The sequence below is a fragment of the Mesorhizobium sp. M0983 genome, assembly GCF_040318975.1.
GTDB lineage: Bacteria > Pseudomonadota > Alphaproteobacteria > Rhizobiales > Rhizobiaceae > Mesorhizobium.
The window spans coordinates 1-23150 of the sequence record NZ_JAMYNH010000032.1; the positions used below are offsets into that span (position 1 = coordinate 1).

Sequence of the window (23150 nt, forward strand, 5' to 3'; positions counted from 1 at the left end):
GGTTCCTTCGAATCAGGTTGGTGTCAGCAACCCGACCTTACCGGCGAACTGTCGATGACCACCGCAAAGCCGCTCGCTCGCTACAGCGCTATCGAGGGCGCGCCCGCGAGCGGCTTCGCTACCGCCGAGCTACACCACCTGTGGGGACGCGACCCGCGTCGTGCAGACGTTCAGCTTCTAGTTAACGCGTCTTGAAGGCACGAACTCGATAGCCCACTGGACGGCGGGGCGTGACGCAGGCCCGCCAAGCAGACGCGAACAAACTACCGGGCGGCTGCGGGCAACAGTGAAGCCGTCGTACCGTCAAAACCGGCATGGGCCGGCTCGTGGCCGGAGCCGCCGCCCGAGATGACCGTGTAGCCCTTCTCGGTGACTGTCAAAGTCACGATCCTGATCCGCGGGTCCAAAAGCGCCTCCAGCAGCTGAGCGGGGCCCGCCGGTGCGACAAGAATATGGCCGATAGAACCGACTATCCGAAGGCTCGTCTGTTCATCTTGACGACTGACAACTGTGTACAAACCATCTTGGGGAGCAAGCGCGTCCCGCGTGTCCGAACTCCGGAGCAGGCTGCAATCATGCCCCAATCGAGTTGTCCCGCGGCCAGGCAATCATCCGTATAGATTGCCTGATGGGCCCTGTGCCAGTTGCCGATACCGAGATGCACGATTCCGGGCGTCACACTCCGTCGATCGTACCGATGAATTTGGACACCGGCTGATGCGAGCGCCAAATTGGCGTGAGAAAGACGATTTTCCATTGTATGCAGCTCAATCGAAATGGAGACCACCGTTCATATCGATAACCTCGCCCGTGATGAAACCGGCTAGAGGAGACGCGAGGAATGAAACGGTGTGGGCGACTTCTTGAGGTTCGCAAAATCTCCCGACCGGGATTTGAGCAAGCTGGGCCGCGCGCTGTTCGTCGTTGAGCTGTTCGGAAACCATCGGCGACATTACGTAGGCGGGCGCAATTGCATTCGAGGTCACGCCCTGGCCAGCGGTCTCGCGGGCAATTGAAAAGGTCAGCCCGATCATCGCGCTCTTCGAAACTGAATACGCCGTCCCTGCGGTCAAGCCTCCGCTTTTGGCGGCATAGGAGGAGATATTGATCACCCGACCCCACCGTTTCGAGCGCATCCCTGGAAGAAATATCTGGGCGAGAAGGAATGCGGCTTCTACGTTGACTATGTTGACCCTTCGCCATTCCTCGATCGAGGTATCTGCCATTTTGTGGTTCGACAGAATGCCAGCATTGCATTATCAATCAGTGCAAACAATATATAATCCTGGCATCACTTTTGTGAAATTATCAGCTTTATTACTTACCTCTACTTTCCAATATGCTTTCTGCGTGGGTGAGCGCTTCAAAGGCACCAGGCTTAGGCCAAAACTCCTGGTCCTCAAGAATCGGGACTTGCGGCTAAGTGGCGTGACGCCAATAGTAGAAGAAGGCATCCTCGATAGTGGGTGTCGCGATGTAGCGGTCTAGCGACTTGAACCCCCGACATCTGCACCGGAACATTCTGCCGCATCTTACCCTGTCCGATTTGCAGGTCGCTACTCGCCTTTCCCGAACGAGCCGGCGAGGCAGCTTCCGCACCACGCAACATCTCTTATCTAGGGCAACACGATCTCTTCATTACCGGATGGTGCGGGATGTGGATTTGTTGTGCCGACTGCAATATGGCCCCGTTTATCGGGACTGAGGCTTGTCGAAACAGTCAACCGTCTGGATTTGATATCGTTGTGCTGTTTCGATGCCGACGTTGTCGAGGCCGCGTCTATGAAGAGTGACACGCTTTCGTACCCACCCCGCGGCCTCTCTCGTGAGGAAGCAGCGCGCTATGTCGGTGTCGGATCGACACTATTCGACGACATGGTTGCTGACGGCCGCATGCCGAGGCCTAAGCACGTCAACAGTCGCGCGATCTGGGATCGTGTGGCGCTCGATATCGCTTTCTCCGCCCTGCCAGACAAAGACAATGGTCTGCAACAACTATTGGAGCGGAGCAAACGAGAGCCGACAAGGAGATAAGCAACTACGCACATTGCGTATACGCTGCAGGCGTAGTACAGTCACCGCCTGAGCGGATGAGATGATGTGAACGACAATGAAAAGCTCGCGCGAGAAGTGAAAGCCTGGCGGGCGAAGGGAGGATTCACCGCCGAGAGTGCAGCCAACGTCTTGGGAATACCGAAACGCACTCTTGAAGGTATAGAGCAAGGTCGTGGCTTCCCTTACCCGGTACTTCTGCGCGTTGCTATAGAAAGCAAGACCCTTTCGCTTCAGGCAATGCTGGAGGATTCCTCGCCTGTGAAGCAACGGCAGCGGAAAACTCAAAGTGAGATCTAATGGCCAGATCATTCAAAGATGTCCTCTACCCCGGCGTTTCGTCGCGCATCAAGAACGGAAAGCTCGTCTATCGCTATCGCGGCAAAGGAATGCCCGAAATTCGGCTTCCTGGCAGACCAGGCGATCCTGAGTTCGAAGCCGCCTATGAACAGGCAACGCAAGGCCAAGGTCAAAAGGCCGTCATCATTGACTTGCCCGGTCTGGCGTTGCCAAAGACATTTGGTCATGCTGCGCGCCGACTTGAAGCGACGATGGAATGGCTGGACTTCGACGAAGCGACGCAGCAGAAGAATGCCCGGCTTATTGAACGCTTCCTTCGGATGCAGGTCGATCCTGCCTATCCGCTGACTTGGCGCAACACGCCGGTGGAACATCTCGATGCCGACCATTTGCGTGCGATTATCCAAAGTGTCTTTGCCACCAACCGGACGGTTGCCAAGCACCTGCTGGTGGCAATCAAGAAGCTCCTATGGGTGGCGATCGAAGTTGAGAAATGGATCAAGCCGCAGGACGATCCCTCGCTGTCGATCCGTGTCCGCATTCCAAAATCGACTGCCAATCCCGCCTGGCCGATCGCCATTCGTGAAAAGTTCGAGGCGCACCATCCAATCGGATCAGCGCCGCGCACCTGCTATGCGCTCGGTTTCTGGCTCGGGAACCGACGCGGCGATATCGCCTCACTGGAATGGGACGATTTGGTCCTCGAGGAGATCGAATTGTTCGATGGCTCCTTGGAAACAATCGAAGCCTTCGACTTCCGACAGCAGAAAAATCGCAACCGTCATGGCGGGCGCGAGATGTTCATCCCTGTTGTGGACAAGCTGGCGCAAGCTTTAGTGCCATTAGATCGCTCTAAGGGTGGGACGGTATTGAAGCACGCCTATGGGCGTCCGTTCTCCAAAAAGAGCCTCACTGGCATGATGGCACATTGGAACAAGCAGGCCGGCATCCCGGAGGGCTACACCCTGCACGGGCTGCGCCGTACCTTCGGCACGTATCTCGCCGAATGCAACATCCAAGCCCGCACTATCATGGAGGCGATGGGGCATTCTTCAATGACGGTAACAGACCACTATGTGCGAGAGGCCAATAAGAAACGGATGGCTGTCGATATCGCCCGCGCCATCAACGAGCGGGAAGCCAAACGCGACGCCATGAAGCAACGGATACCTCTGCGCGTCATCAAATGAGTGAATCAACCCGACCAAGCGGAGGGTGGCACATCGGCCGCCCTTTTTTGGGCCCATAATAGGCCCAAAACGTTTTGGGCCGAAGCGTATTTTCCTCAATAAAATCAAATGGTTATGGTGGGCCCGGAGGGTGCTTGGAAAGTCAGAAATATCAAAGGCTTATTCGACAGTGGGACTGTGTTGCGTTACTATGCTTTCCAATGTTTTCCGGTTATTTTGTCCCACCTTCTGATGCCGATTGCGTTCATTCGCCCACGAACGAGTGACATCCGCCTAGCTCAAGAGTTTCGGGGCCTGAGCAGGAATGATGCACCATTTCGAGACGTTCGAATTGGCGATTGGCATTGCAGTTTCATCCTAGACCAAGACTAGTTCTGCCAAGTTAGCGTCACCGCCTCCCGTTGCACCCGCTGCCAATCTGCCTCGGTCAATTTCCGATTCCACAAGCGTCGTTCCTGAATGAGCGTTCAGCCTTCCTAGTGGCAATTAGCCAGCGACACGTTGACCGTTCTCGTCATGCGCAGGTGAAATCTACGTCCGACCATAAACGTCGTCGAAGCGCACGATATCATCCTCGCCGAGATAGTCGCCGCTCTGCACTTCAATGATCACAAGGTCGATTCTGCCAGGGTTTTCCAGCCGATGCGTATGGCCGCAAGGGATGTAGGTCGACTCGTTGGTCGCCAGGAACAGCTCCCGGTCGCCGTTGACTATTTTCGCAGACCCGCTGACCACCACCCAGTGCTCGGAGCGATGGTAGTGCATTTGCAGGCTCAAACGTCTACCGGGCTTCACCTCGATGCGTTTGATCTTGAAGCGCTCGCCTTCCTCTAGAACCGTATAAGTACCCCATGGCCGGTGTACGGTGCTAGGGACCAGATGAGCTTCATGTCCGGAAGCCTTGAGGCCCTCGAACAGCTTCTTAACGTCCTGAACGCGGTCGCGGGATGCGACGAGCAAAGCATCCGGGGAATCCACGATCACCAGATCGCTGACGCCGACCGTTCCGATGACGCGCTTGTCGGAGCTCACGTAGCTGCCGGTCGTGTCGACCATGTGAACATCGCCGCGGATCCTGTTCCCGCTTTCGTCGGGGACGATCAAATCGGCCATTGCGTTCCAGGATCCAATGTCGTTCCAACCCATGTCGCAGGGAACCACGGCAAGTTTATTCGTCTTCTCCATGACAGCGTGGTCGAGCGAGATTCGCGGCGCGGAGCCGAAATGCTCAGGCGCGAGTTCGATTTTGGCAAAGCCATCGCCTTGACTGAACCGGCCGTTCTCGTAGCTGTCGGAGACGGCCTGGATCACCGCGGGGCAATGCGATGCCATCTCGTCGAGCATGGTTTGTGCGCTAAAGCAGAAAATGCCGGCATTCCAGAAGAAGCGCTTGGACGCGACATAGGCTTTGGCTGTGTCCAGATCCGGTTTTTCAACGAAACGGACGACTTTCTCACCATCCGCTTCGATATAGCCGAATGCGGTGTCCGGTCTGGTTGGGGTGATGCCCAATGTGGCGATCCGCCCGAGCTTCGCATGTTCGATGGCCCGGCCCATGACGTCTAAAAATGCAGGCAGGTTTCCAACCATGTGATCGGCCGGGAAGACGCATAGAATTGCGTCAGTGCCTTGCGTTGCCCGGGCATGAATGGCGGCTGCCGCCACGGCGGCGGCCGTATCGCGGCCTTCAGGCTCGAGCAGAAAGGTGCGCGGCAGGACCACGGAATCCAGTTCGTCAAAGTCGTCCTTCGTAACGAAGAGGTGTTCGCCGGATATCACACCGACGAGTTCCACTACGCCCTCTATCGAAGCGGCGCGCAGCACAGTGTGCTGAATGAGAGAATGTCCATCGGCTACTTTGAGGAAAGGTTTGGGGTGCGATTGCCTCGAAGCGGGCCATAGCCGCGATCCGGCTCCACCGCTGATAATGACAGGAACCACTTTCATTAAACAACCTCGATTTCGTCTCTGGACGTCATTGCCCGCGCCCTTAGCGTCAGCGTCACGACCGCCGTCGCTCTGGGATGGTCTTGCGGCGCTCCGAGTAACAGCGAAGTTCTGGCGCGTTGCCGGACGGCCGCAGATGAATGATCTCGTCATTCTGTATTCGTGCCCTAAGGCCGTCGGTTTTCATCGACGTCGGCAACAGTCCCGAATGGAGCCAAGAACTGCTGCAGTGTGTCCGGATCCTCGAGCCTGCGGATCAAGCTGAGCAGCTGCGGGACATTTAGCGTATGCCATGGCCCGCCTCTCGTGGACTGCGGTCGATGTCTCTATGCCTGTTCGTTGCATCTGCCGAATTGTCCAGATAGCGGGTCCTAATCAAGATGAGAGATTCTTTGGCTGCCTTCTATCAAAATCAAACGACTTGGGTCCTTCAGATTGAACTCAATTACCCGCGGTACGAAAAGGCGTGCATATCGTGTAAAGGCGCTCGTCGGAGGAAACCGAATTACGGTATCGCAGCGCCCGAGAAGATACATCTCAACGAGGGCGGAAATTCCGCCGTCAATCCCGAGTGCTGCAGTGTGCAAGGGGCCATCTTGATCGGATCGGAAACGCTTGGGGACGGTGAGAAGATCGGGAAACCTGGCCGACAGGTGATCCAGGATCTGCGCGCTGTCCGTGCACAAGAACAGCCGCACAGGCTTGGGGTGCGGTAACGCTTTAGCCTTATCAACCGCAGTGCACACTTGTCGAACGGCGAACTCCGGATCGGCCCAGTAGGGCGCATGGTCCATGATGTCTTCACCGTTACCATGTCGAACATGAACCCCGATGATGCTGTGCCCCTCAAAACATTCTTGGTAAATGGCATCTATGCGTGTTTGAATTTCAGACCGAGGCTTGACACTCTGGAAGACCTGCCGCTCGGCATCCTCATCGCAGCGCCACATCAAACAAGCGTCACACACTACTGTGTTCGCTTCGACATCGTGTTCGGCCTGAAAGAGCTCGCCCAACGCGTCGCGCTCTTGGAAAATCTGCTCATCTGGGCGGTAAAGGCAGTCGATCGCTGGCCTATTCCACCACTCCGGGAAGAAGGGACCCGGGAAGGAAAAGTCGTTGATCCGGTCGTCGCAAATAGCCGGTACGCCAGCGATGTCATTGATCGGTTGGAAGAACACCGGAAAGGCATTTGTGAAGGGTTGGTCGAGATAGCAGGACCCGCGCCAGTCGACGGCGAGCGTTCGTCCCGACCGCTGAGCGTAGCGCCAAGCGGCCGCCAGCGACCACAGACAATCACCGAACCCCGTACGCCTCTGAGAGACGACGAACCGGCGCTTTACCAATCCACTGACCTGCATTTTCGGAAATCTCGTTTCAGAGACGAGGTTGCATCTGACTTGGGATCTCTTAATCGATACTAGTCGACCGTTACGCCGGGCGATTTGGTAGAGGCTGCGCCGTGGGGCAGAGAGCTCCGTCAGCACTGCCTATCCTTATCTCTGTGACGCTCGCAAATCTTGACGCCGGTACACTCGCTCCGGTTTAAATTCAGCGTTCTCTAATGCGCCCGGCGACATGTGTAAAATTGATTGCGTGGATGTGGCCCATCCATGTGTTGGATACTAAGGCGTTCCTTGACGATGAGCTCTGCTGACGTGGGGCCGCGCCTTGCTAAGCGAAACAGCCGGTCGAGGCAGTCCACAAAGTCCCTTTTTCAAGTCCAATTCTTAACTGCCTCAACCTAACATGGCATTTGCGGGGCGTTTCCTGAAGGACGGATGTGCAGGACCCGGCAGCCGTCGAATGTCAGGCGCAGGCCATCCACGTCATTTATGGCCATCATGGCGTCCGGTCCCATCGAAAGATGCGACACGGCGCCCTCTGACGCTTTCAAGTGCGCCAACATGGCGCAACTCCTGCCGGATAGCTTTCGATCCGGCTGGACTGAGCGACTGGCACGCGATGCTGTGCGACGACGGCCGAGAGAGGAATTTTGGCGTCTGCAACCATGTGGAGGATCGTTCCGACGGTTCTGCTGGTTCTGGGTGTCGGAGCCGACACCTGTGCGAACCCGCTTTCGTCCGTTTTCGAAAGGCCCTTGAGGTTCATGACCCTGTTGTTCGCCGAGATCACCCGCCAGTTCAGCGATCCAGGTGAAGATCGGCACGCTTGTCGATGCGGCGATCATCGCCTCGGCCAGCGAAGACGATGAAGAGGGCCAGGGTCAAGCACAAGGGCCGACCAGCGTTTCATTGCTTCAAAGCCCATTTCGGTGCCTACGCCGATACGGCCCTTGTCGAGGAGATCGCCGTCACGGCGCCCACACCGAGGACGGCAACGCCGTTCCTGATGCTCTGCCCGACAATCCCGGCGAAGGGTTTGCCGACAGCGCCTACCCAGGCAATCATCTCGGCGACGCGGTGCGCGCCAAGCGTGGAAGGCCGCGCATCATCGCAACCGCTATGTGGGGGCGCGACGAGGCCGAAAGCTCGACGCCTGGAACCACCGATCCACAGAATTTGTAGTCGGATCGAGAAGATCTTCGGTACCTGGAAACGAAGCTACGACCTTCGCCGGATGCGATGGCGAGGGCTGGCAAAGGCAGCCGTTCAAATCCGCCGCACTGCGAATCGCCTACGTATGAAACACAGTTTGATGGTCGCTTCGTCCCCCATCGTTGAAGCTCGTTGAAGCCCAGCCACCGTTTTCCGGCTCGCCGCCCGAAATTCATGGAGGTCAATACGTAATGCCTTACCCGCGCTTTTCGCCGCCGTCTCAGACGTGCGGTTCGCCCGAAGCCGCCCACTGACACGAACTTTGTCTTCCCGCGGAGGGAAACCTAGCACCCACGGTTGTGCCGCCGATGGTGCCGCGCTGCGCTGTCAAACAATCCACTTTATGGATGCACCTCATCCAAACAATCGATTTCACGGATCAAAACAATTTCCATTAGAAGACGCTGAAGCAGGCAAAGATTACCTGGTTAGCGCAAAGCAGCCCGCATGTGCGACTTAGGCAGGTTAGCGGCGAGACTCTGTTTTGCTATGCCTCGAAGCAGGAGCAGGTGTGCTCGCTGGCTGACACTGTCAATGACGAGCTCCGCACCGCATCTGTCGAAGTCCTACCATAGGCTATGGGGCGGGCCGCAGTTTGCTGGCGGTGTGGCGAGCCAGATTCGAAACTTCAACTATAATAGAGCAGGAAGAAAATGGGCGAGAACAGGAAAGTTGCTCTGGTTACGGGCATAACGGGACAGGATGGTGCCTATCTTACCCGTCTTCTGCTGGAAAAAGGCTACATCGTTCATGGGATTAAGCGACGTTCCTCTTCCTTCAACACGGGTCGCATCGAAGACATCTACCAAGACCCGCACGATCCCGATCCGCGCCTAATTTTGCATTACGGTGACCTCACTGATGCGACCAATCTCATCCGAGTAGTTCAGGAATCCCAGCCAGACGAGATTTACAACTTGGCCGCTCAGAGCCATGTCCAGGTGTCGTTCGAAACGCCGGAATACACAGCAAACGCCGACGGTATCGGAACATTGCGACTTCTTGAGGCGATCCGCCTCCTCGGTCTGAAGGACAAGACCCGCTTCTATCAGGCCTCGACTTCAGAGCTCTACGGCCTCGTGCAATCCGTACCGCAGAACGAAACAACGCCCTTTTATCCGCGCAGCCCTTACGCCGCCGCCAAGCTCTACGCCTACTGGATCGTGGTCAACTATCGCGAGGGCTATGGTATCCACGCTTCCAACGGCATTCTCTTTAATCATGAAAGCCCACTGCGCGGCGAAACTTTTGTGACGCGCAAGATCACCCGCGCCGCCGCTGCTATCTACCTCGGCAAGCAGGACAAGCTTTATCTCGGCAATCTCGATGCTCAACGCGATTGGGGCCATGCGCGTGAGTACGTGCGTGGTATGTGGATGATGATGCAGCAGGATCAACCGGATGATTACGTGCTGGCGACGGGCAAGACGACCCCTGTCCGCCAATTCGTCGAATGGGTTTTCGAAGATGTCGGCGTCGAGCTCGAATGGCGTGGTGAGGGAGTCGACGAAAAGGGCTATGATGTCGAGACCGGCAGATGCCTGGTCCAAGTAGACCCACGCTACTTCCGCCCCACGGAAGTCGATCTTCTCCTGGGCGACGCCACCAAGGCGAAGGAGAAGCTCGGCTGGATGCATGAGACATCCGTGCGCGAGCTCGCCGCGGAAATGGTGCGGGAAGACCTCAAGGTCATGCAGACATCGGTAATAATGAAGGAAGCATAATGTACGATCTGAAGGGAAAAAGCCGTAGTGGGTCGCGGGCAACAAGGGTATGGTGGGTAGCGCTGTTGTACGCCGCCTCGGCGTCTGAAGACTGCAAAGTTGTTGCCGCGGAAAGCGGTAGTTCCGTTACCGACCCATAACCAACCGGCAGTCTGTAGTTGATTGGTCCACAGCGGAACCTGCGGCGCGACAATGAAGCTGTGAGCGTTGCGTCAATTAAAATGAGAATGCTGGCGGGTTGGAACGCAGGCAGGGCGTAGCCCGACTGGAGTTGGACGGCCGGAGCACATCCACGAGCTGACGCCTGGGACCCGTTCTGGCTCTAGCCTCGTAACCGACCCGGGCGGCACGGCCAACCGCTCCCTGTCCGCCGGCGAGTCAGCTTAGGGGCGCTACTTGCTCGTTGGGACGAGACCAACGACCGCTTCCCACGTCGGCCGGACCATCCATTGCCTCATCACTCATCTGAAGTATGAACACGCCAACCGACCGCGTGCGTCGTCAGTATCAGTGGGGGGCAAATTCGCCGGGAACAACTTTTATTCTGGAAACAACCGGCATGCTCATCTGCCGAAAGACGTCTGGCGGACTGAGCCCATTGAAAGTTGATAAGGCACATGGGCGCCACATCGCGCGGGATCAAGCTTCGAAGAAGGCGCGTAGCGCGGACTTCCGAACCGTTCAAAGTCATGAAGCAATCGAGGGCGCCGCGATTGCCCCGGAAAGATATTCCTTCGCGGTAGCTCGCAAGCGATCGGCGTGGTCATAGATTTCGTCGAGCGAGTCGATCTTAACCTTCTCTTCCTTCTCACAATCGAAAAGCCCAAGATATTTAACCGACCTGTTAAACCACAGCCGAGCCAAGGGCTTACGGTTGTTGTTGTCGACCAGGATCCCGCAATAGCTTTTCTGATCGCGCATGATCACCCTGGCTGGCTTTAAAAGGTCCCGGACGATTGCCCGCACAACCATGAAGCCCTCTCGCTCGTCCTCAGTGGTCACAACCTCTTCTTCGGCGCCAAGTCCGTCGGCGCCAATTTCTGAAACCTCAGTCTCGGCCAACGCTGTGGAAAGACGTGACTGAACGGATTCTCGAACGATCTCGCGAAAAGCCGCTTTGACCATGGGTGTGAATTGCTCCTTCACCTGGGCGGTGAACCGTCCTTGGTAAAGGCCGCCAGTCACCATCCGCACAAAATCCTCTGGTGGATTCTCCATCACGCTTCCAATTTCTTTCTTGATCGCCGATGTATATTTCAAGCGGTGAGCGGATTGCAGAATCCCATCCACATTGAAATCCGCTTTCGCGAATTTCTTCAACTCGGAGATCAATTGCCCCTGTAGGTCCGAAAGATCGAACGTGAGGAACGGTCGGTCATCGAGCTTGTTTGGTGCAACTAAGTCCGTATGAAAATGGAACGCGCGACCGTTCGTCAAAATGGCGAATTTTGCGTTAGTGACGGAAAAATACCTGTATAACTGCGCGAGATGTACTCGATCAAGAACTGTGGTTATCGGTTTGCATTCAACAAGAATCCTGATTTCCCCGTCAATTTTTATGGCGTAGTCAACTTTCTCGCCCTTCTTCCCCACTGCGTCGGCACAAAATTCAGGGATGACCTCGTCAGGATTGAAAACGTCGTAATCTAACGCTGAGAGAAAGGGCAGTACTATCGCTGTCTTTAAGGCCTCCTCTGTAAGCATTGCGCTCGAATGCGTCTTGATGCGATCAGCAAGAACGCGAAGTTTTTCTTCAACACTCATGAGCCCCTCCCCCAAATTGAGATAGGTAAGATCGTGCAAAAATTCCGTTTGCGCAAGTCAATGTAATCTGGCCTCTTAGAAAGAGGCGAATGCCACATCGCGCATACAAGGTCGCTCAACGATTTGCGATGGCCGGTTTGACGTGCACGGTCCGATATCGACATGCTGAGGAGGCTACCCGGCTCGTCAAGACGGAATGCCGTGCGACCAACCGATGTGTTCAAAATGGCTGTGAGGTCGAGCACGCAGCGCGGAATCCGGCGACGTATGCCCGAGCCCTACACGACTGACCCATCCGACTGGGTACAAAGCCTCTCAGGGGCTCTTAGGTCTTAATATTCTTGTGAAATGAGACGCTGTACTGTGGACCTCAAGCTAAGCTTCATGTGAAAACCCGCGTGCGGGCCATTGTTTTCGTTTGATTGAACCCTTCGTTACCCTTAAACTTTGACGTATGAAGTTCGTAAAACACAACATACGTCGGCCACCTGACCCTGCCGGTATCTTACAGCTCTGGATCAGGCTGTTGCAAAGGGAGCACTCGGGAAACCTGTTTCTTTCGATCTATTTCTTGAAATCCTTTGGGAATGTGGTTCGATCCACGAACAAGCGTATGTCGACCATCTGAAGGCCTCCGGTTTCTCCGGTCAGGGTCGGTCACAAGCTGACCATTGAGCACAATCAGCATAGTGACTCGCACGGAAGGCCATCGCTGTCGCGGTCCAGCTTCCCGCCCCAGGAGCAGTTGTTCAAATACCAATTTGCCTCGTCACATGAACTGATCTGAGGGCATGTTCGGCGGGGTTGGCAGGACCAACTTTGCGCAAGAGCATGCGGGCTGACCAGGCCTAGTGGTGGCTTGCTGGGCGAATGTTCGGCCTCCCGGTGGTTAGTGCGCCAGTCCCAAGGCGCTTGAAAAACTCCGATCCAGATGCCGCGCTTTGAAGCCTTTGCCGCAGCCTGTTGCGAGGCATAGGCTCCACTGCTGTATTTCGGCCAATCGAGCGCATGACCGTTCTCGACCAACCAGCCAGCAACGCTAACCGCGTCCACACGAGTACAGCTGCCAACGTAACGGCCATATCGATCCCAACTGACGAACTGGCAGCGGGTCGGCCTTGATTTCGAAAGAAACTCGCGGAGGGCCGCTGCTGCCTTTGCACCGCAGTGGTAGCGAAAGCCCTTTGCATCGTCGCATAGTTGGCTGCTTTCGGGAGCGTCAATGCCGTTGAGGCGAACGCGCCGCCCATGAATTTCAATCGTGTCGCCATCAATGACCAATGCGACTCCCTCGAGCGGGCCCGGGTCGTCCAGAGACCGAAGGATTTGGAGTTTTCCCAAATCGGAACGGCCCACATTGATATAGCCGACCGCCACGAGAGCCGCTAAACATGTCGCAATCCAAATGGACGCTCGGAGAGGTCCTAGCCGTCCAGATTCTGCGGATTGCCTGCCGAAGCGAGTGATCTTGCCCATCACATCAACCGCCGGTTGGGCTCACGCCCCACATATTCCCTGGCTGGCGGCCAGCCAAAGTCCCGATGATCACGACCCCTTTCATTGCCTAAGCCCTCCCATAGCGCAGATAACATCGCGCAATGTTAATGTGCGCGCAAGGGGAAGCAAACGAGGCCGTGAAATTGCCCGGATGGTAAAAAATCGTGCGAGCTGGCGGTCTCGATTTTTGGTCTTTTACTTCGACATGGACAGGAAGTTCGCTGCGAAAACTACTCAGTGGCCGCCGTTTTTGCGTACGTGGTATGGCGGCCGATCGATATTTAAGTCGTCGTGGAAATCTGTAATATTAGCGATGTGACAGATTGCCTGACAGGCTCCCTACGCCCGGGTAGCACCGTGAACTAATTCCATCCTCCGGAGAATGGCGGCGCCTCGTGAAATTGGCGCGCCTTGACGTTGCCACTCTTTTACTTTTACTCGGTATTTCAACGAAAAGCGGGTAACTATGGGCGGGACGCATTTTGGTAAGCAGGGCATTATCGGGTCTGTTGGAAAGCGCGCGACGGCCGCCTCACGATAAAGTCGCCTCGATTGAGACTTTTCCTGATCTAGATGCAAACCGTATCGCAAGAGAGATGCGGCTCGAAGATCTCGGTCAAGAACGAGGCGAAAGGAACGAGCCGCCTTCCATTTCCACGTCCCTTGACGACATTGAAGCCGCGATAATCGAACGCGTCGAAATGGAAAAAAAACAGTCTCACGGTGCGCTTGAAGACGAGCTTCGCACCTATTCCGAACGCCTCTCCTCACTGGATTTTGAGGGTAAGTTCGCCGCCATTCGCCATGCCGCTCCTGCATGCGTTGGCGAGTTCAAGGCCGAAGTTGCGAAAGGGCTGGATGACCTACACAGCCTACGAGACAATTTCCGAGAGGCTCACAACGAGCGTGACGAATTCCGCCGCACGCATAACCTGTCTCGTAGCGCACGGGTTCAGGGCCGCGCGAGCACGCTTTTGAAGATCGCTATCCTCGTCTGCATCTTTGTATTCGAGACCATTCTGAATGGACAGTTTTTGGCCGTCGGCAATGAAAGTGGCTTGTTAGGGGGTATTGCCCTAGCTTTCTCCTTCGCACTTGTGAATATCACTTGCGCCTTGATTCTTGCGCTATTTGGCGTGGTTCAACTCAATCACCGCTCTTTGCTTCGCAAACTCATAGGTTTCGTGAGCCTGGCATTCTACATCGCGGTCGCGCTAGGATTGAATCTTGCCCTGGCACACTACCGTGATGTATCAGCAATATTGGCCGAGAACCCGGGTCGGCTCGTCATGGAGCGCATGCGGCACATACCCTTGCAATTGGACGATGTAAACTCGTGGGTGTTTTTGGCAATCGGCACATTATTCTCGCTCATCGCGTTTATCGATGGGCTGTTTTTGTCAGACCCTTATCCCGGCTTCGCTGCTACGCAGAAGCGGCTTGAGGAGCGCCGGGCAGCCTATTCCAGGGGGCGGCGGGCGCTTATCGACAGACTCAGCGACATTAGAGATGATTACCGCGATGAGATGGAGGAATTGAACCGTGACCTCTCCGTCCGGCGCGGAGAGCATGATGCGATCCTTACCAATCGCGCACGCTTCATCCAGCTATTTGCAGAACACCAAAATCAGTTGGAACGGACTGCAACCCTGCTCCTGTCTACCTACAGGGAGGCAAACAAGGCAGCACGTAGTACCAAGCCGCCCAAGCGCTTCTCTGCCCCATACAAGCTTCAACGAATACCGGTCGTTGCAAGCATGGCAGGCGAATGGAGAGGCGAAGAACTGCGTGATCGAATTCTTGCGACACAGGACGTGCTGACCGAGCAGGTCGGTGCCATTCACCGAGAATTCGAGAACGCCGTCGATCGCTACCGCCAGCTCGATGAACTCGTTCCGGAACAAAGGGCTTCAGATGTCGCGCCGTCAGCGTAGTAGGCGGCGCCCCGGTGACGCTTCCGAAATCGGAAAGATTATTACCGCCGCGGCGATTCTCCTGGTTTGTGTCGCGATTGCCGTTTTCCTGGGCTACTCGTATCTAAGTCGGCCAGCACGAGTAGCCCTTTCACAGGAATCGCTTTGTCCGGAAGATGGGCCACATTCCAAGATGATCGTGCTTCTCGATCGATCCGACAATCTTCCCGACATCACCAAAAGCGAAATAAAGACCTACCTTCTGGACATTGCTGACACGACCCCGAAATACGGCCTATTGGAGCTCCGTCTGCTTGACCCAAACATTGCGGGTGGCGCCGTTGTGTTTAGCAGGTGCAATCCTGGCGATGGCTCTGATCTGAGTGCTTTCGATTCCAATCCCAAACTAGCCAAAAACCATTGGAAGCAAGCTTTTCAGGACCCCCTCGAGGCCGCCCTTAAAAACCTGGGGGGGTCCCCGTCTGATACCTCACCCATCATGGAAACGATCCAGCGTATTGCCGTGGATCAATTTTCCGGCCGCAAAGCGGAGGAGATGCCGAAAAACCTCACGGTCATCTCCGATATGATCGAGCATGTGTCAGACTATTCACAGTACAGAGGCAACTTAGCGTTCGAGGAATTTGCGCGCACGCCTGCCTATCGGCGCTTGCGAACGGATCTTCATGGCGCAGCGGTGACGGTCAAATACCTGGTTCGTCTGAACACTAAGATCGACAGCGCGAAGCACATTCAGTTCTGGCGCGATTGGATTGCAGAAAGCCATGGCTCGCGGCTTGATGCCGACAAGCTTCAGGGAGCTGGATAATGGCGCGCGAAGCTGAAGAACGGGCCGGCGATGCCTGGTACACCGCAGGCATATTCTCCCTTTTTGTCCTTTTTGGTTGCGGCTTTATCATCGCTGCCAAACTGGACCGCTATTCGGCTCTCGTAGTCACCGCGACCCCGGTTGTCGTTATGCTGGTTTACGCAGTCGTGGTAAAAGCCATCCGGTTCTTGCGAATTCGCGACGATCAAGCCGGCGACAATCTTTACTACATGGGTTTTCTTTTCACGCTGACGAGCCTCGGCGTATCCCTCTATCAATTCTCGGCGGATGGTGCCGCAGAAGAGATCGTCCGCAATTTTGGCGTGGCAATCGGCTCAACCATCGCAGGCGTCGCGCTTCGAGTGATCTTCAATCAGATGCGTCGCGATCCTGTTGAAGTCGAACACGCGGCGCGTCTGGAGTTGTCCGAAGCTGCGCGCAAAGTCCGCCGCGAGTTGGACAAGACGGTGGTGGAACTCAGCCATTTTCGTCGCTCATCGCACCAGGCGATTTCGGAAGGGTTTGAAGAAGTCCGACGCGGCATGCAGGAAGTTTCCGGCCGAATTCTCGGCAACTTCGAAGATATGACGTCTCAGGCCCGTAAGCCCTTTGAAGCCGCTTCGGAAAGCTCGAGCATTGCATTGACATCACTTGCCCGAACCATAACTGAAAGTCTGGAGACTGCGGCAAATCATCTTGCCGATGAGAACAAGAAGCTTGCCAGTGCTGCGACACGCATCGTCAGTCAATTCGAGGCGACGACCGATAAGCTGGCGGCGATGCAAACTCCGGACAACATCATCGAAATCAAAATCGAGCCGCTCGTTAGTTCATTGTCCAAGGCGGTCGAAGAATTTGGCGTTCTCGTTCGAAGCCACGCTGACGCCGGTTCCCAAGTTGTTGCCGAGAGCCGCTCCACAGCAATGGAAATTCGATCGAACAGCCATGCCATTCGTGAGCTTGCTACGGCCATCTCATCGTCGTTGACAACGATCCAAAGCAGCGTCCGTTCGATCGAAGTCCACGAAGAGCGCTTCCAGCCAATCACGGAGGCTATCAACTCAGCGAGCAAAAATCAGACCGAGGACCGGGCTCTTATTCACGTCATTGGCAGTCGACTGGAGGCCCTTTTCCGACTGCTAAGTCAACGCCAGCCGCCATTGACAACCGAGCCGAAAGAGTAGCACGAATGCAAGGTCGCGCGGAGATCGCAGATGACATGGCCGCGTACCGTCGGGGCGTTGTCCTCGGACTGACCATGGCAGAGATCATGCTCCTTTTGGTCTTCTGCCTGCTCATAGCGACCTCGGTTGTGTTTACACGCTACAAGGCCCAGAACCTCGACCTTCAAAGCAAGCTCACGGCACTCAACACGCAGGTGTCCGAGCTTGAGAATGAGCAAAAAACGCTTAGAGAGTTACTCGACCAGCTTCGTGCAAACAGTGGCCTCCCCGAGAAAATTGCCGACAACTGGGAGAATCTTTCAACGGATCTTAGGTTCGCCAAACAAATCGACCAAGCAGGCCTGCCTCGCGACGGGTTGCTAAAGCAAGCTGCCGAACTCAAGGAATTACTGCCCTCCCTTTCCTCTGGCTTAACAGCTGAGAAGATCTTTGCTTCCCTCCAAGAAGTCGAAACGCTGGAAAAAGCAGAAGCCTCCCAAAAGCTCAGCGCTGTTCCCATTGAGGAACTCATCCGCCTCGCCAAGGCCGCTCAGGATCGTGAACAATCAAGCACTGGCGAGCACGATTGGCCGCCTATTATCCCCTTGAGCGAAGCGGACGGTTACAGCTTTGCTGTGGGCAAAGCGGATCTGACGCCGGACTTTGAGCGACGCAAATTGGCACTTGTCGATCAAGTTGCAGACCTGATCTCACGATATAAAGTTGATGTGATCGAAGTCGTGGGGCACACGGACGAGCAGCCGATGGGTGCGAATCGTTCCAATCTTGATGACGACCTAATCGCTGCATTAACCGGAAAGGTTCCGATCGGCCTACTCACCCCGGCCGACAATGCTGGTCTCGGCATGGCCCGTGCCGTATCAGTCGCAAGCGTTCTCCTAGCCGATCCCCGCTTGAAGGGCATCAAGATTGTCCCATTCTCGGCCGGTCAGTTGGTGCTTCCCGGCGACAACCTTTCTAACGGCAGCGCAAAAGGTGACGTAAAAGAGCGGCGGCGCATCGAAATCCGCATGCGGCGTTCTGCACCGATTGGCCCATAGGTGAACGAGATTCGCAACGCCGCCTGCGCAATCGGTGCTGCGCGCTCGTCGAGCGGGCAAGTTTTCTTAATGCGACGCCGTTTCTCGCTTGAGCCTTATAGAAATGGCAGGCTTCCCTTTCCAACGTCCGGACGATTGTCGGAATGACCGTGCGGGATGACGCGAGGTCTACCGAAGTCTTTCGGGATGGTAGCGTAGCTTCGACCTGCTTGCAACTGCGCCCAAATAAGCCGTGAGCAACCAGCTGGTCGCGTGGGAATGCGAGCTGAATGGCAGCTGCCCAGATTCGGTAATGCTGGTAATTACACTGGCACGGAGGGACGGTTCGATCTGTACTTCAATTGATGCGGTGAGAGCGTGGAGTATAACATGACGGCGTTAGCTGCAGTGGGATTGGCGGGCCGCGAGAGTTCATTCCTACTACTCGCGAGGAATGGGTTTCTTGGGTTGCGGATCGTGTCGCCGAAACCGACACGGTTTGTCGTAGGCAAGTTGCTTCGATGCAATCGCCTGTCTGACGGTGAGGTTTTGCGTAAAAGCGTCCCACTCGAACTCACTGGTCACTGTTGCTTACTCTGATACTGATTGATGTCGCGATTTCTCGGACTTGCCAGCATCCGGGAAACCTTCCTTTCTGGCCTTGGCAAACGCTCGATCGCTTTCCAGGAACTCCGCCAGCATGAACGGGATCAGTTCTGCTACCGATTCGGACTCGCCATAGGTCTGACGATAAAGCGCCGCATAGTCCTTCAGTGCTTGGTTCAGGTCTGCACTTACGCTTATGGTGATCTTCGAAGGTGTCCGATCCGGAAGTTTGCCGAGTTTCAGATTGGTCATGATGACTCCAGTCAATTCCGGTACGGCCGCAGCACAAGATCCTTGTGCACGATGACGCGCAGTGGCCAACCGGGCCGGACAGTGATGGTGGGTTGGATATTGAGGTTCTTCTCGGTGATGCGCTGGCCAGCTTGACTGACGTTCTGCTGAGCGGATTCGCGGATTGCTTTGACCAGGTCGCTTTCCTCTTCCCCGAGGCTCAGCTCCGTGCCGACCCCTAGCAAGGTGGCCAGCGCAACGCCTTTGATCAGCTGCCAGGTATGGAAGTCCACCTTGTCCTCAAGCCCCGCATAGCCGGCAGTGTCTGTTGCCGGCAGATTGTCGATTTCGATCGAAGAGCCGTCGGGCAGCAGTATCCGTTGCCAGACCAGCAGCGCGCGCCTTTGTCCAAAGGCCACGACGCTGTCATAGGTGCCAATCAGGCGAGAGCCTTGCGGAATGAGCAAGGTACTGCCGGTGACTGTGTCGTGCACATTCTCGGTGACCTGTGCGACGACGAGGCCGGGCAAGTCGGAATTGATGCCAGTGATCAGGCTCGCTGCGATGACGCTGCCGGCCATCAGCTGATACGGCGAAGCCGGCGTCTGCAGTGCATGCAGATTGTAGATTCCACTTGTGTTCCGCTGGCTGACAAAATCGAGCTTGCGCTGTTGATTGTTTTGGTCGCCCTCGGCCGGTGCAACGGAAGCTGAATCGCGTGCGGCATCGGATTGTGGAGCCGTTCCATCAAAGGGTGGACGCCCGCCCTGCCCGTTGCCGGCGGCATCCGCTTGCCGGGGTCGATTTTCGATCCGGAAGAAGATTTGCGATTCGCGCGCCTCGATCGCCTGCTGTGCAAGGCGCTGCTCCTCCGCCGAAACCTCCTGGCCCGGCGCGATGCCCAGCTGGCGTTGGTGCTCAAGGATGGGGCGGCCGAGGTCGCCGGGCAGCGGTGGTCCAAGCACCGGAGGCTTGGGCTTGATCCCGGAATAGTCCTTAGGCAGCCTTTCAATTGCCTCCGCGGTTGGCTTCCGCTCAGTGTTGTAAAGCTCTTCAGCCTGCTCTTTGATGCGCAGTGCCGGTCCCTGCAGCGCCATCATGGTGACGCCTAGAACGGTGCCGGAAACAACAGCTGCAATGGCGACAATAATACCGCGCTTGAAGCGCACAGCGCGGCGGGGCGAGGCCCGCAGCTGGAGCTGTTCTGGATCGAGTTTCGGTGGAGCATCGGAGCGGGAAGTATCCGTCATGGGCCGTCCCTCACCTGCTGGAACGCGAAAAGAGCAATATCCGCCGCGGCGCTTGCCTGCCGTCGGTCCTCGTGATGCGCACCACCTGCTGCTGCTTGGCGCCGAGGCGCAGTTCGGCCGCGGCGAAGAGGCGATCGACGATGTAATAGTTGCCCCGTATGCGGTAGTTGACGAGCTGGTTGTCCCCGTCAGCACCTACGATGAAGAGCGGCGGGGCCTCGCCCTGATCGATGCGGCGCGGGAACTCGATGTAGACCTTGCTGCCATCATCGAACGCGCGCGTCGGCCTCCAGGGCGGCATGTCGCCGGTAATCGAATAGCGGAAGCGAATATTTTCGAGAGCCACATTCGACGCCACTGGCATAGCAGCCTCGGCCTGCGCATTGCGCCGGCGTAGCGCGATGATCTGGTCCTCGCTGTAGGTCCAGGAGATTGCCGCCATGGCGGTCTTATCCGTGCTTTGAAGCTGCAGGTGATAGCTTCGCCGGTCCGTGGTGATCACCAGATTGGTGGCAAGTCCTGGCGCGAAGGGCTTCACCAGCACATGGGTGCGCTGGTCATCGCCGGAGCCACTGACGGTGTCGCCAATTACCCAGCGCACTGTATCGCCGGCCGACACGGATTGGAGTTTCTCCCCTGATTGCAGAGCGATATCGCTGACGCGCTCCGGTGCGGCATAGAGCTGGTAGAGCGCGCCTTCGGCAAAGGGGTAAACCTGCACCGCATTCACATAGCCATATTTGGTGGGTTGCTGCGTCGCCGCCTTGTTGGCATCGGCGACACGTTCTTCAGGCGAGCGCTTGTCTTCAGCAGCCTTGCCCGGCTCGGGCTGCAACTGGCCGGGCAGCGGCAGCGGTTTCGGCACTTCCACGACCTTGACGGGCTTCTCCGGCGCCTTCTCGATTGCCGCCGGTTGGAACTTGGCAGCATCATAGGAAATCTGAGGTGGCGGCACCGGTTTCGAGGCACAGGCGGAGATGACCGCAGCCGACGTCGACAGGACCAGGGCAGTGCGGAGCGACGAGAGTCTATTTATCATTGGCGGGCTCCTTTGGGGGAACGGAAGTCTGCGCGGCACTGTCGAGCTCGCGCGACCAGTCGATGGCATTGATGAAGACGCCGAGCGGGTTTTTGCGCAGCTGATCGGTATTGTTCGGCGGCCGGATCACAATGGTGAGGATCCCGGTCCAACGCGTTGTGCTGGCGAGGCTGCCGCGCTCAAAGACCTGCTCGGTCCATTTGACTTGAAAGGAGTTGTCGGACGCTCGAACCACGCTCGTCACCTGCACCGAGACGCTGCGCGTGCCGATCTTGCCGAACGGGTCGTTGGCCTTAGCGTACTCGTTGAGAAAGAGGGCTCCACGGTCGGTGGCGAAGTCGTAGGCCGAGAACCAATTCTGCCGCACCAGCACCGCATCGGTGGAAACAGAGCGGACATTCTGGATGAAGCGGCCGAGATGCCAGGCGATCTGGGCATCGGTGGGCTCGTAGTCCCGGATTGCTGGAGCGACGGCGCGCGCCTCGCCGAAACGATCTACCTCGACGACATAGGGCACGACGCGGCCCTGCATCGACTGCCACAAGAGTCCACCAGAGAGCCCGGTGGCCAGAGCGAGGCAGCCGAAGGCCATCAGGCGCCAGTTCCTTGCCTGCACGCGCGCTGTGCCGATGCGCTCGTCCCAAAGTTGGGCGGCCGTCTGGTATGGTGTGACGGGGTGAGGCGTCTTCCCGTAGCGTTGAACAGGTCGCTTGAAGAGCATCTAGTCTTCCTTGTCATTGAGAGAGGGGTTGGCGCCGCTTCCACCCCGATCGCCATCACGGACGGCCTGCGTGGCGGCATGGCGATGGGCGCGCGCAGTCTGTTCGGAACGCAAGCGCCTCGCCCACGCCGGCGCGGCATTGGCACCTGACGCGGCAGGGTTTCCGGTCATTGATGCGGTCGGCGTGCCGCCCGTCGAGGTCCAGGCGGCATCGCGGCCGGCATCGGCGTTGCGCCGGAATGGTTCTGTTGCAGATCGCATTCCCCGCATCGCGGCGCCGCCAGCTGCACCGGCAACGCCCTGCAGTCCAGCAGCTACGCCGGAGAGGCCGGACTCGGGCGATGTTGCACGCCCCATCTGCCAAGCTGTGGAAGCAGCCGATCCCATGGCCGTGCCGGCTCGAACGGCGGCGAGACCGCCGCCGGTTGCCATGCGCGCGCCGGCAAGCGTCGCACCTCCGGCAACGAGCGTTGATCCGGCGGCCGCCGCGGTGGTTCCGAGTGCGGCGCCGGCGCCCAGCTGCGGCGCGCCGGAAACAAGACCCGAGGCGATCCCTGGCCCGAAAATGCCGAGCCCAAGCAGCGCCAACGCGCCCAGTACCTGTGACATGGCCGCGGCCAAGTCCGGCTCCTTGCCTTGCAGCGCGGAAGCGAACTCGCCGAAGAGCGTAGAGCCGATGCCGACGATGACAGCAAGCACCATCACCTTAATGCCCGACGAGATCACATTGCCGAGCACGCGCTCGGCCAGAAACGCCGAGCGGTTCCAGAGCGCGAAGGGCACCAGAACAAAACCGGCCAATGTGGTGAGTTTGAACTCCAGGATGGTGATGAACAGCTGAATTGAAAGAATGAAGAAGGCGATGAGGACCAGAAACCAGGCGAGAAGCAGCACGAAGATGGTCAGCGCGTTGCCAAAGATCTCGGGGAAGCCGACTAGCTGGCTCGCTTGATTGAGCAGCGGCCAGGCGCCCTCGAAGCCGGCCGCGGCAATGCGGCCTGGCCGCAGGAGACTGTCGGCGGACAGATTGCCGGCCGATGCGTTGATGCCGAGCCCGGCAAAGGAATGGTAGATGATGTCGGCGAGGTTCTTAAAATTGTTCAGGATGAAGGCGAAGGCGCCGACATAGAGCACTTTTCGGACAAGCCGGCCAAGAACATTGGGCTCGCCGCCGAACGCCCAGACCAGGCCTGCCAGCGTGATGTCGATGCCGATCAGGATGGTGGTGAGAAAGGCGACGTCGCCCGAAAGCAGACCGAACCCGCTATCAATATAGCGGGTAAAAGTCTCCATGAAGCGATCAATGACGCCGAGGTCATTCATGTC

General features: G+C 57.0%; 20 protein-coding genes and 1 pseudogene. 10 read left to right on the top strand and 11 right to left on the bottom strand.

Annotated elements, in window-relative coordinates; genetic code table 11:
• A pseudogene (locus NKH71_RS30420) lies at window positions 1-195 on the top strand (hypothetical protein); the annotation flags it as partial.
• A 68-nt stretch (window positions 196-263) separates the two neighbouring features.
• On the opposite strand, the gene NKH71_RS33565 reads toward NKH71_RS30420, so the two are convergent.
• Both NKH71_RS33565 and NKH71_RS30430 read right to left on the bottom strand, forming a co-directional pair.
• The gene (locus NKH71_RS33565) at window positions 264-386 is read right to left on the bottom strand and encodes a hypothetical protein (RefSeq protein ID WP_352495923.1); all 123 of its coding nucleotides are present in this window, start codon (window positions 384-386) and stop codon (window positions 264-266) included.
• 381 nt (window positions 387-767) lie between these two features.
• The gene (locus NKH71_RS30430; RefSeq protein WP_348633215.1) at window positions 768-1244 is read right to left on the bottom strand and encodes an SDR family NAD(P)-dependent oxidoreductase; all 477 of its coding nucleotides are present in this window, start codon (window positions 1242-1244) and stop codon (window positions 768-770) included.
• Window positions 1245-1782: 538 nt separating this feature from the next.
• Between NKH71_RS30430 and NKH71_RS30435 the strand changes: the two genes are divergently transcribed.
• The 3 genes from NKH71_RS30435 (at window position 1783) to NKH71_RS30445 (ending at window position 3542) form a co-directional block, all read left to right on the top strand.
• On the top strand, window positions 1783-2034 hold the full coding sequence (locus NKH71_RS30435; RefSeq protein WP_031193920.1) for a hypothetical protein: 252 nt from the start codon (window positions 1783-1785) through the stop codon (window positions 2032-2034).
• Window positions 2035-2100: 66 nt separating this feature from the next.
• The gene (locus NKH71_RS30440; protein WP_023718689.1) at window positions 2101-2352 is read left to right on the top strand and encodes a helix-turn-helix domain-containing protein; all 252 of its coding nucleotides are present in this window, start codon (window positions 2101-2103) and stop codon (window positions 2350-2352) included.
• Complete coding sequence (locus NKH71_RS30445; RefSeq protein ID WP_352790436.1) at window positions 2352-3542, top strand: tyrosine-type recombinase/integrase; 1191 nt, start codon at window positions 2352-2354, stop codon at window positions 3540-3542. Before NKH71_RS30440 ends, NKH71_RS30445 begins: the two co-directional genes overlap by 1 nt.
• Before the next feature lie 531 nt (window positions 3543-4073).
• Here the strand turns inward: NKH71_RS30445 and NKH71_RS30450 are convergent.
• Both NKH71_RS30450 and NKH71_RS30455 read right to left on the bottom strand, forming a co-directional pair.
• On the bottom strand, window positions 4074-5489 hold the full coding sequence (locus NKH71_RS30450) for a mannose-1-phosphate guanylyltransferase/mannose-6-phosphate isomerase (RefSeq protein WP_352895856.1): 1416 nt from the start codon (window positions 5487-5489) through the stop codon (window positions 4074-4076).
• A 371-nt stretch (window positions 5490-5860) separates the two neighbouring features.
• Window positions 5861-6850 carry a nodulation protein NodZ gene (locus NKH71_RS30455; RefSeq protein WP_352895859.1) on the bottom strand — a complete coding sequence of 330 codons (990 nt, stop codon included), beginning with the start codon at window positions 6848-6850 and terminating at the stop codon, window positions 5861-5863.
• A gap of 795 nt (window positions 6851-7645) precedes the next feature.
• Between NKH71_RS30455 and NKH71_RS30460 the strand changes: the two genes are divergently transcribed.
• Window positions 7646-8017 (top strand): hypothetical protein, encoded by a 372-nt coding sequence (locus NKH71_RS30460; protein ID WP_352895862.1) that lies wholly within the window; start codon window positions 7646-7648, stop codon window positions 8015-8017.
• Window positions 8018-8700: 683 nt separating this feature from the next.
• The gene (gene gmd / locus NKH71_RS30465) at window positions 8701-9771 is read left to right on the top strand and encodes a GDP-mannose 4,6-dehydratase (RefSeq protein ID WP_352895865.1); all 1071 of its coding nucleotides are present in this window, start codon (window positions 8701-8703) and stop codon (window positions 9769-9771) included.
• Window positions 9772-10458: 687 nt separating this feature from the next.
• Here the strand turns inward: gmd and NKH71_RS30470 are convergent.
• Window positions 10459-11535, bottom strand: coding sequence for a type I restriction enzyme HsdR N-terminal domain-containing protein (locus NKH71_RS30470; RefSeq protein WP_352895867.1), 1077 nt, complete (start codon window positions 11533-11535; stop codon window positions 10459-10461).
• A gap of 681 nt (window positions 11536-12216) precedes the next feature.
• Window positions 12217-12816, bottom strand: coding sequence for a thermonuclease family protein (locus NKH71_RS30475; RefSeq protein ID WP_352895869.1), 600 nt, complete (start codon window positions 12814-12816; stop codon window positions 12217-12219).
• 812 nt (window positions 12817-13628) lie between these two features.
• Here NKH71_RS30475 and NKH71_RS30480 point away from each other — a divergent pair.
• The 4 genes from NKH71_RS30480 (at window position 13629) to NKH71_RS30495 (ending at window position 17998) form a co-directional block, all read left to right on the top strand.
• Window positions 13629-14966 carry a hypothetical protein gene (locus NKH71_RS30480; protein WP_352895872.1) on the top strand — a complete coding sequence of 446 codons (1338 nt, stop codon included), beginning with the start codon at window positions 13629-13631 and terminating at the stop codon, window positions 14964-14966.
• A complete protein-coding gene (locus NKH71_RS30485; protein ID WP_352895874.1) occupies window positions 14947-15774 on the top strand; it encodes a hypothetical protein in 828 nt (275 codons plus the stop codon). The genes NKH71_RS30480 and NKH71_RS30485 overlap by 20 nt, the downstream gene beginning before the upstream one ends.
• Window positions 15774-16958, top strand: coding sequence for a hypothetical protein (locus NKH71_RS30490; RefSeq protein WP_352895877.1), 1185 nt, complete (start codon window positions 15774-15776; stop codon window positions 16956-16958). Before NKH71_RS30485 ends, NKH71_RS30490 begins: the two co-directional genes overlap by 1 nt.
• A gap of 74 nt (window positions 16959-17032) precedes the next feature.
• A complete protein-coding gene (locus tag NKH71_RS30495; protein ID WP_352895880.1) occupies window positions 17033-17998 on the top strand; it encodes a hypothetical protein in 966 nt (321 codons plus the stop codon).
• A 570-nt stretch (window positions 17999-18568) separates the two neighbouring features.
• On the opposite strand, the gene NKH71_RS30500 is transcribed toward NKH71_RS30495, so the two are convergent.
• The 5 genes from NKH71_RS30500 to trbL are packed head-to-tail and all read right to left on the bottom strand — an operon-like array spanning window position 18569 to window position 23147.
• Entirely contained in the window at window positions 18569-18835 is a 267-nt protein-coding gene (locus NKH71_RS30500; protein WP_352895883.1) for a DUF2274 domain-containing protein, read from the bottom strand.
• A gap of 11 nt (window positions 18836-18846) precedes the next feature.
• Window positions 18847-20064 (bottom strand): TraB/TrbI/VirB10 family type IV secretion system protein, encoded by a 1218-nt coding sequence (locus NKH71_RS30505; RefSeq protein ID WP_352895886.1) that lies wholly within the window; start codon window positions 20062-20064, stop codon window positions 18847-18849.
• A gap of 10 nt (window positions 20065-20074) precedes the next feature.
• A complete protein-coding gene (trbG, locus tag NKH71_RS30510) occupies window positions 20075-21103 on the bottom strand; it encodes a P-type conjugative transfer protein TrbG (protein WP_352895889.1) in 1029 nt (342 codons plus the stop codon).
• The gene (gene trbF / locus NKH71_RS30515; protein ID WP_352895892.1) at window positions 21093-21824 is read right to left on the bottom strand and encodes a conjugal transfer protein TrbF; all 732 of its coding nucleotides are present in this window, start codon (window positions 21822-21824) and stop codon (window positions 21093-21095) included. The genes trbG and trbF overlap by 11 nt, the downstream gene beginning before the upstream one ends.
• A complete protein-coding gene (gene trbL, locus NKH71_RS30520; RefSeq protein WP_352895894.1) occupies window positions 21825-23147 on the bottom strand; it encodes a P-type conjugative transfer protein TrbL in 1323 nt (440 codons plus the stop codon). It abuts the gene before it with no gap.
• Window positions 23148-23150 lie beyond the last annotated feature (3 nt).

Coding starts and splice junctions, on each gene's coding strand:
- NKH71_RS30435 (WP_031193920.1), top strand. CDS start 1,783: ATGAAGAGTGACACGCTTTCGTACCCACCCCGCGGCCTCTCTCGTGAG.
- NKH71_RS30445 (WP_352790436.1), top strand. CDS start 2,352: ATGGCCAGATCATTCAAAGATGTCCTCTACCCCGGCGTTTCGTCGCGC.
- NKH71_RS30450 (WP_352895856.1), bottom strand. CDS start 5,489: ATGAAAGTGGTTCCTGTCATTATCAGCGGTGGAGCCGGATCGCGGCTA.
- NKH71_RS30455 (WP_352895859.1), bottom strand. CDS start 6,850: ATGCAGGTCAGTGGATTGGTAAAGCGCCGGTTCGTCGTCTCTCAGAGG.
- gmd (WP_352895865.1), top strand. CDS start 8,701: ATGGGCGAGAACAGGAAAGTTGCTCTGGTTACGGGCATAACGGGACAG.
- NKH71_RS30470 (WP_352895867.1), bottom strand. CDS start 11,535: ATGAGTGTTGAAGAAAAACTTCGCGTTCTTGCTGATCGCATCAAGACG.
- NKH71_RS30480 (WP_352895872.1), top strand. CDS start 13,629: ATGCGGCTCGAAGATCTCGGTCAAGAACGAGGCGAAAGGAACGAGCCG.
- NKH71_RS30485 (WP_352895874.1), top strand. CDS start 14,947: ATGTCGCGCCGTCAGCGTAGTAGGCGGCGCCCCGGTGACGCTTCCGAA.
- NKH71_RS30490 (WP_352895877.1), top strand. CDS start 15,774: ATGGCGCGCGAAGCTGAAGAACGGGCCGGCGATGCCTGGTACACCGCA.
- NKH71_RS30495 (WP_352895880.1), top strand. CDS start 17,033: ATGGCAGAGATCATGCTCCTTTTGGTCTTCTGCCTGCTCATAGCGACC.
- NKH71_RS30500 (WP_352895883.1), bottom strand. CDS start 18,835: ATGACCAATCTGAAACTCGGCAAACTTCCGGATCGGACACCTTCGAAG.
- NKH71_RS30505 (WP_352895886.1), bottom strand. CDS start 20,064: ATGACGGATACTTCCCGCTCCGATGCTCCACCGAAACTCGATCCAGAA.
- trbG (WP_352895889.1), bottom strand. CDS start 21,103: ATGATAAATAGACTCTCGTCGCTCCGCACTGCCCTGGTCCTGTCGACG.
- trbF (WP_352895892.1), bottom strand. CDS start 21,824: ATGCTCTTCAAGCGACCTGTTCAACGCTACGGGAAGACGCCTCACCCC.
- trbL (WP_352895894.1), bottom strand. CDS start 23,147: ATGAATGACCTCGGCGTCATTGATCGCTTCATGGAGACTTTTACCCGC.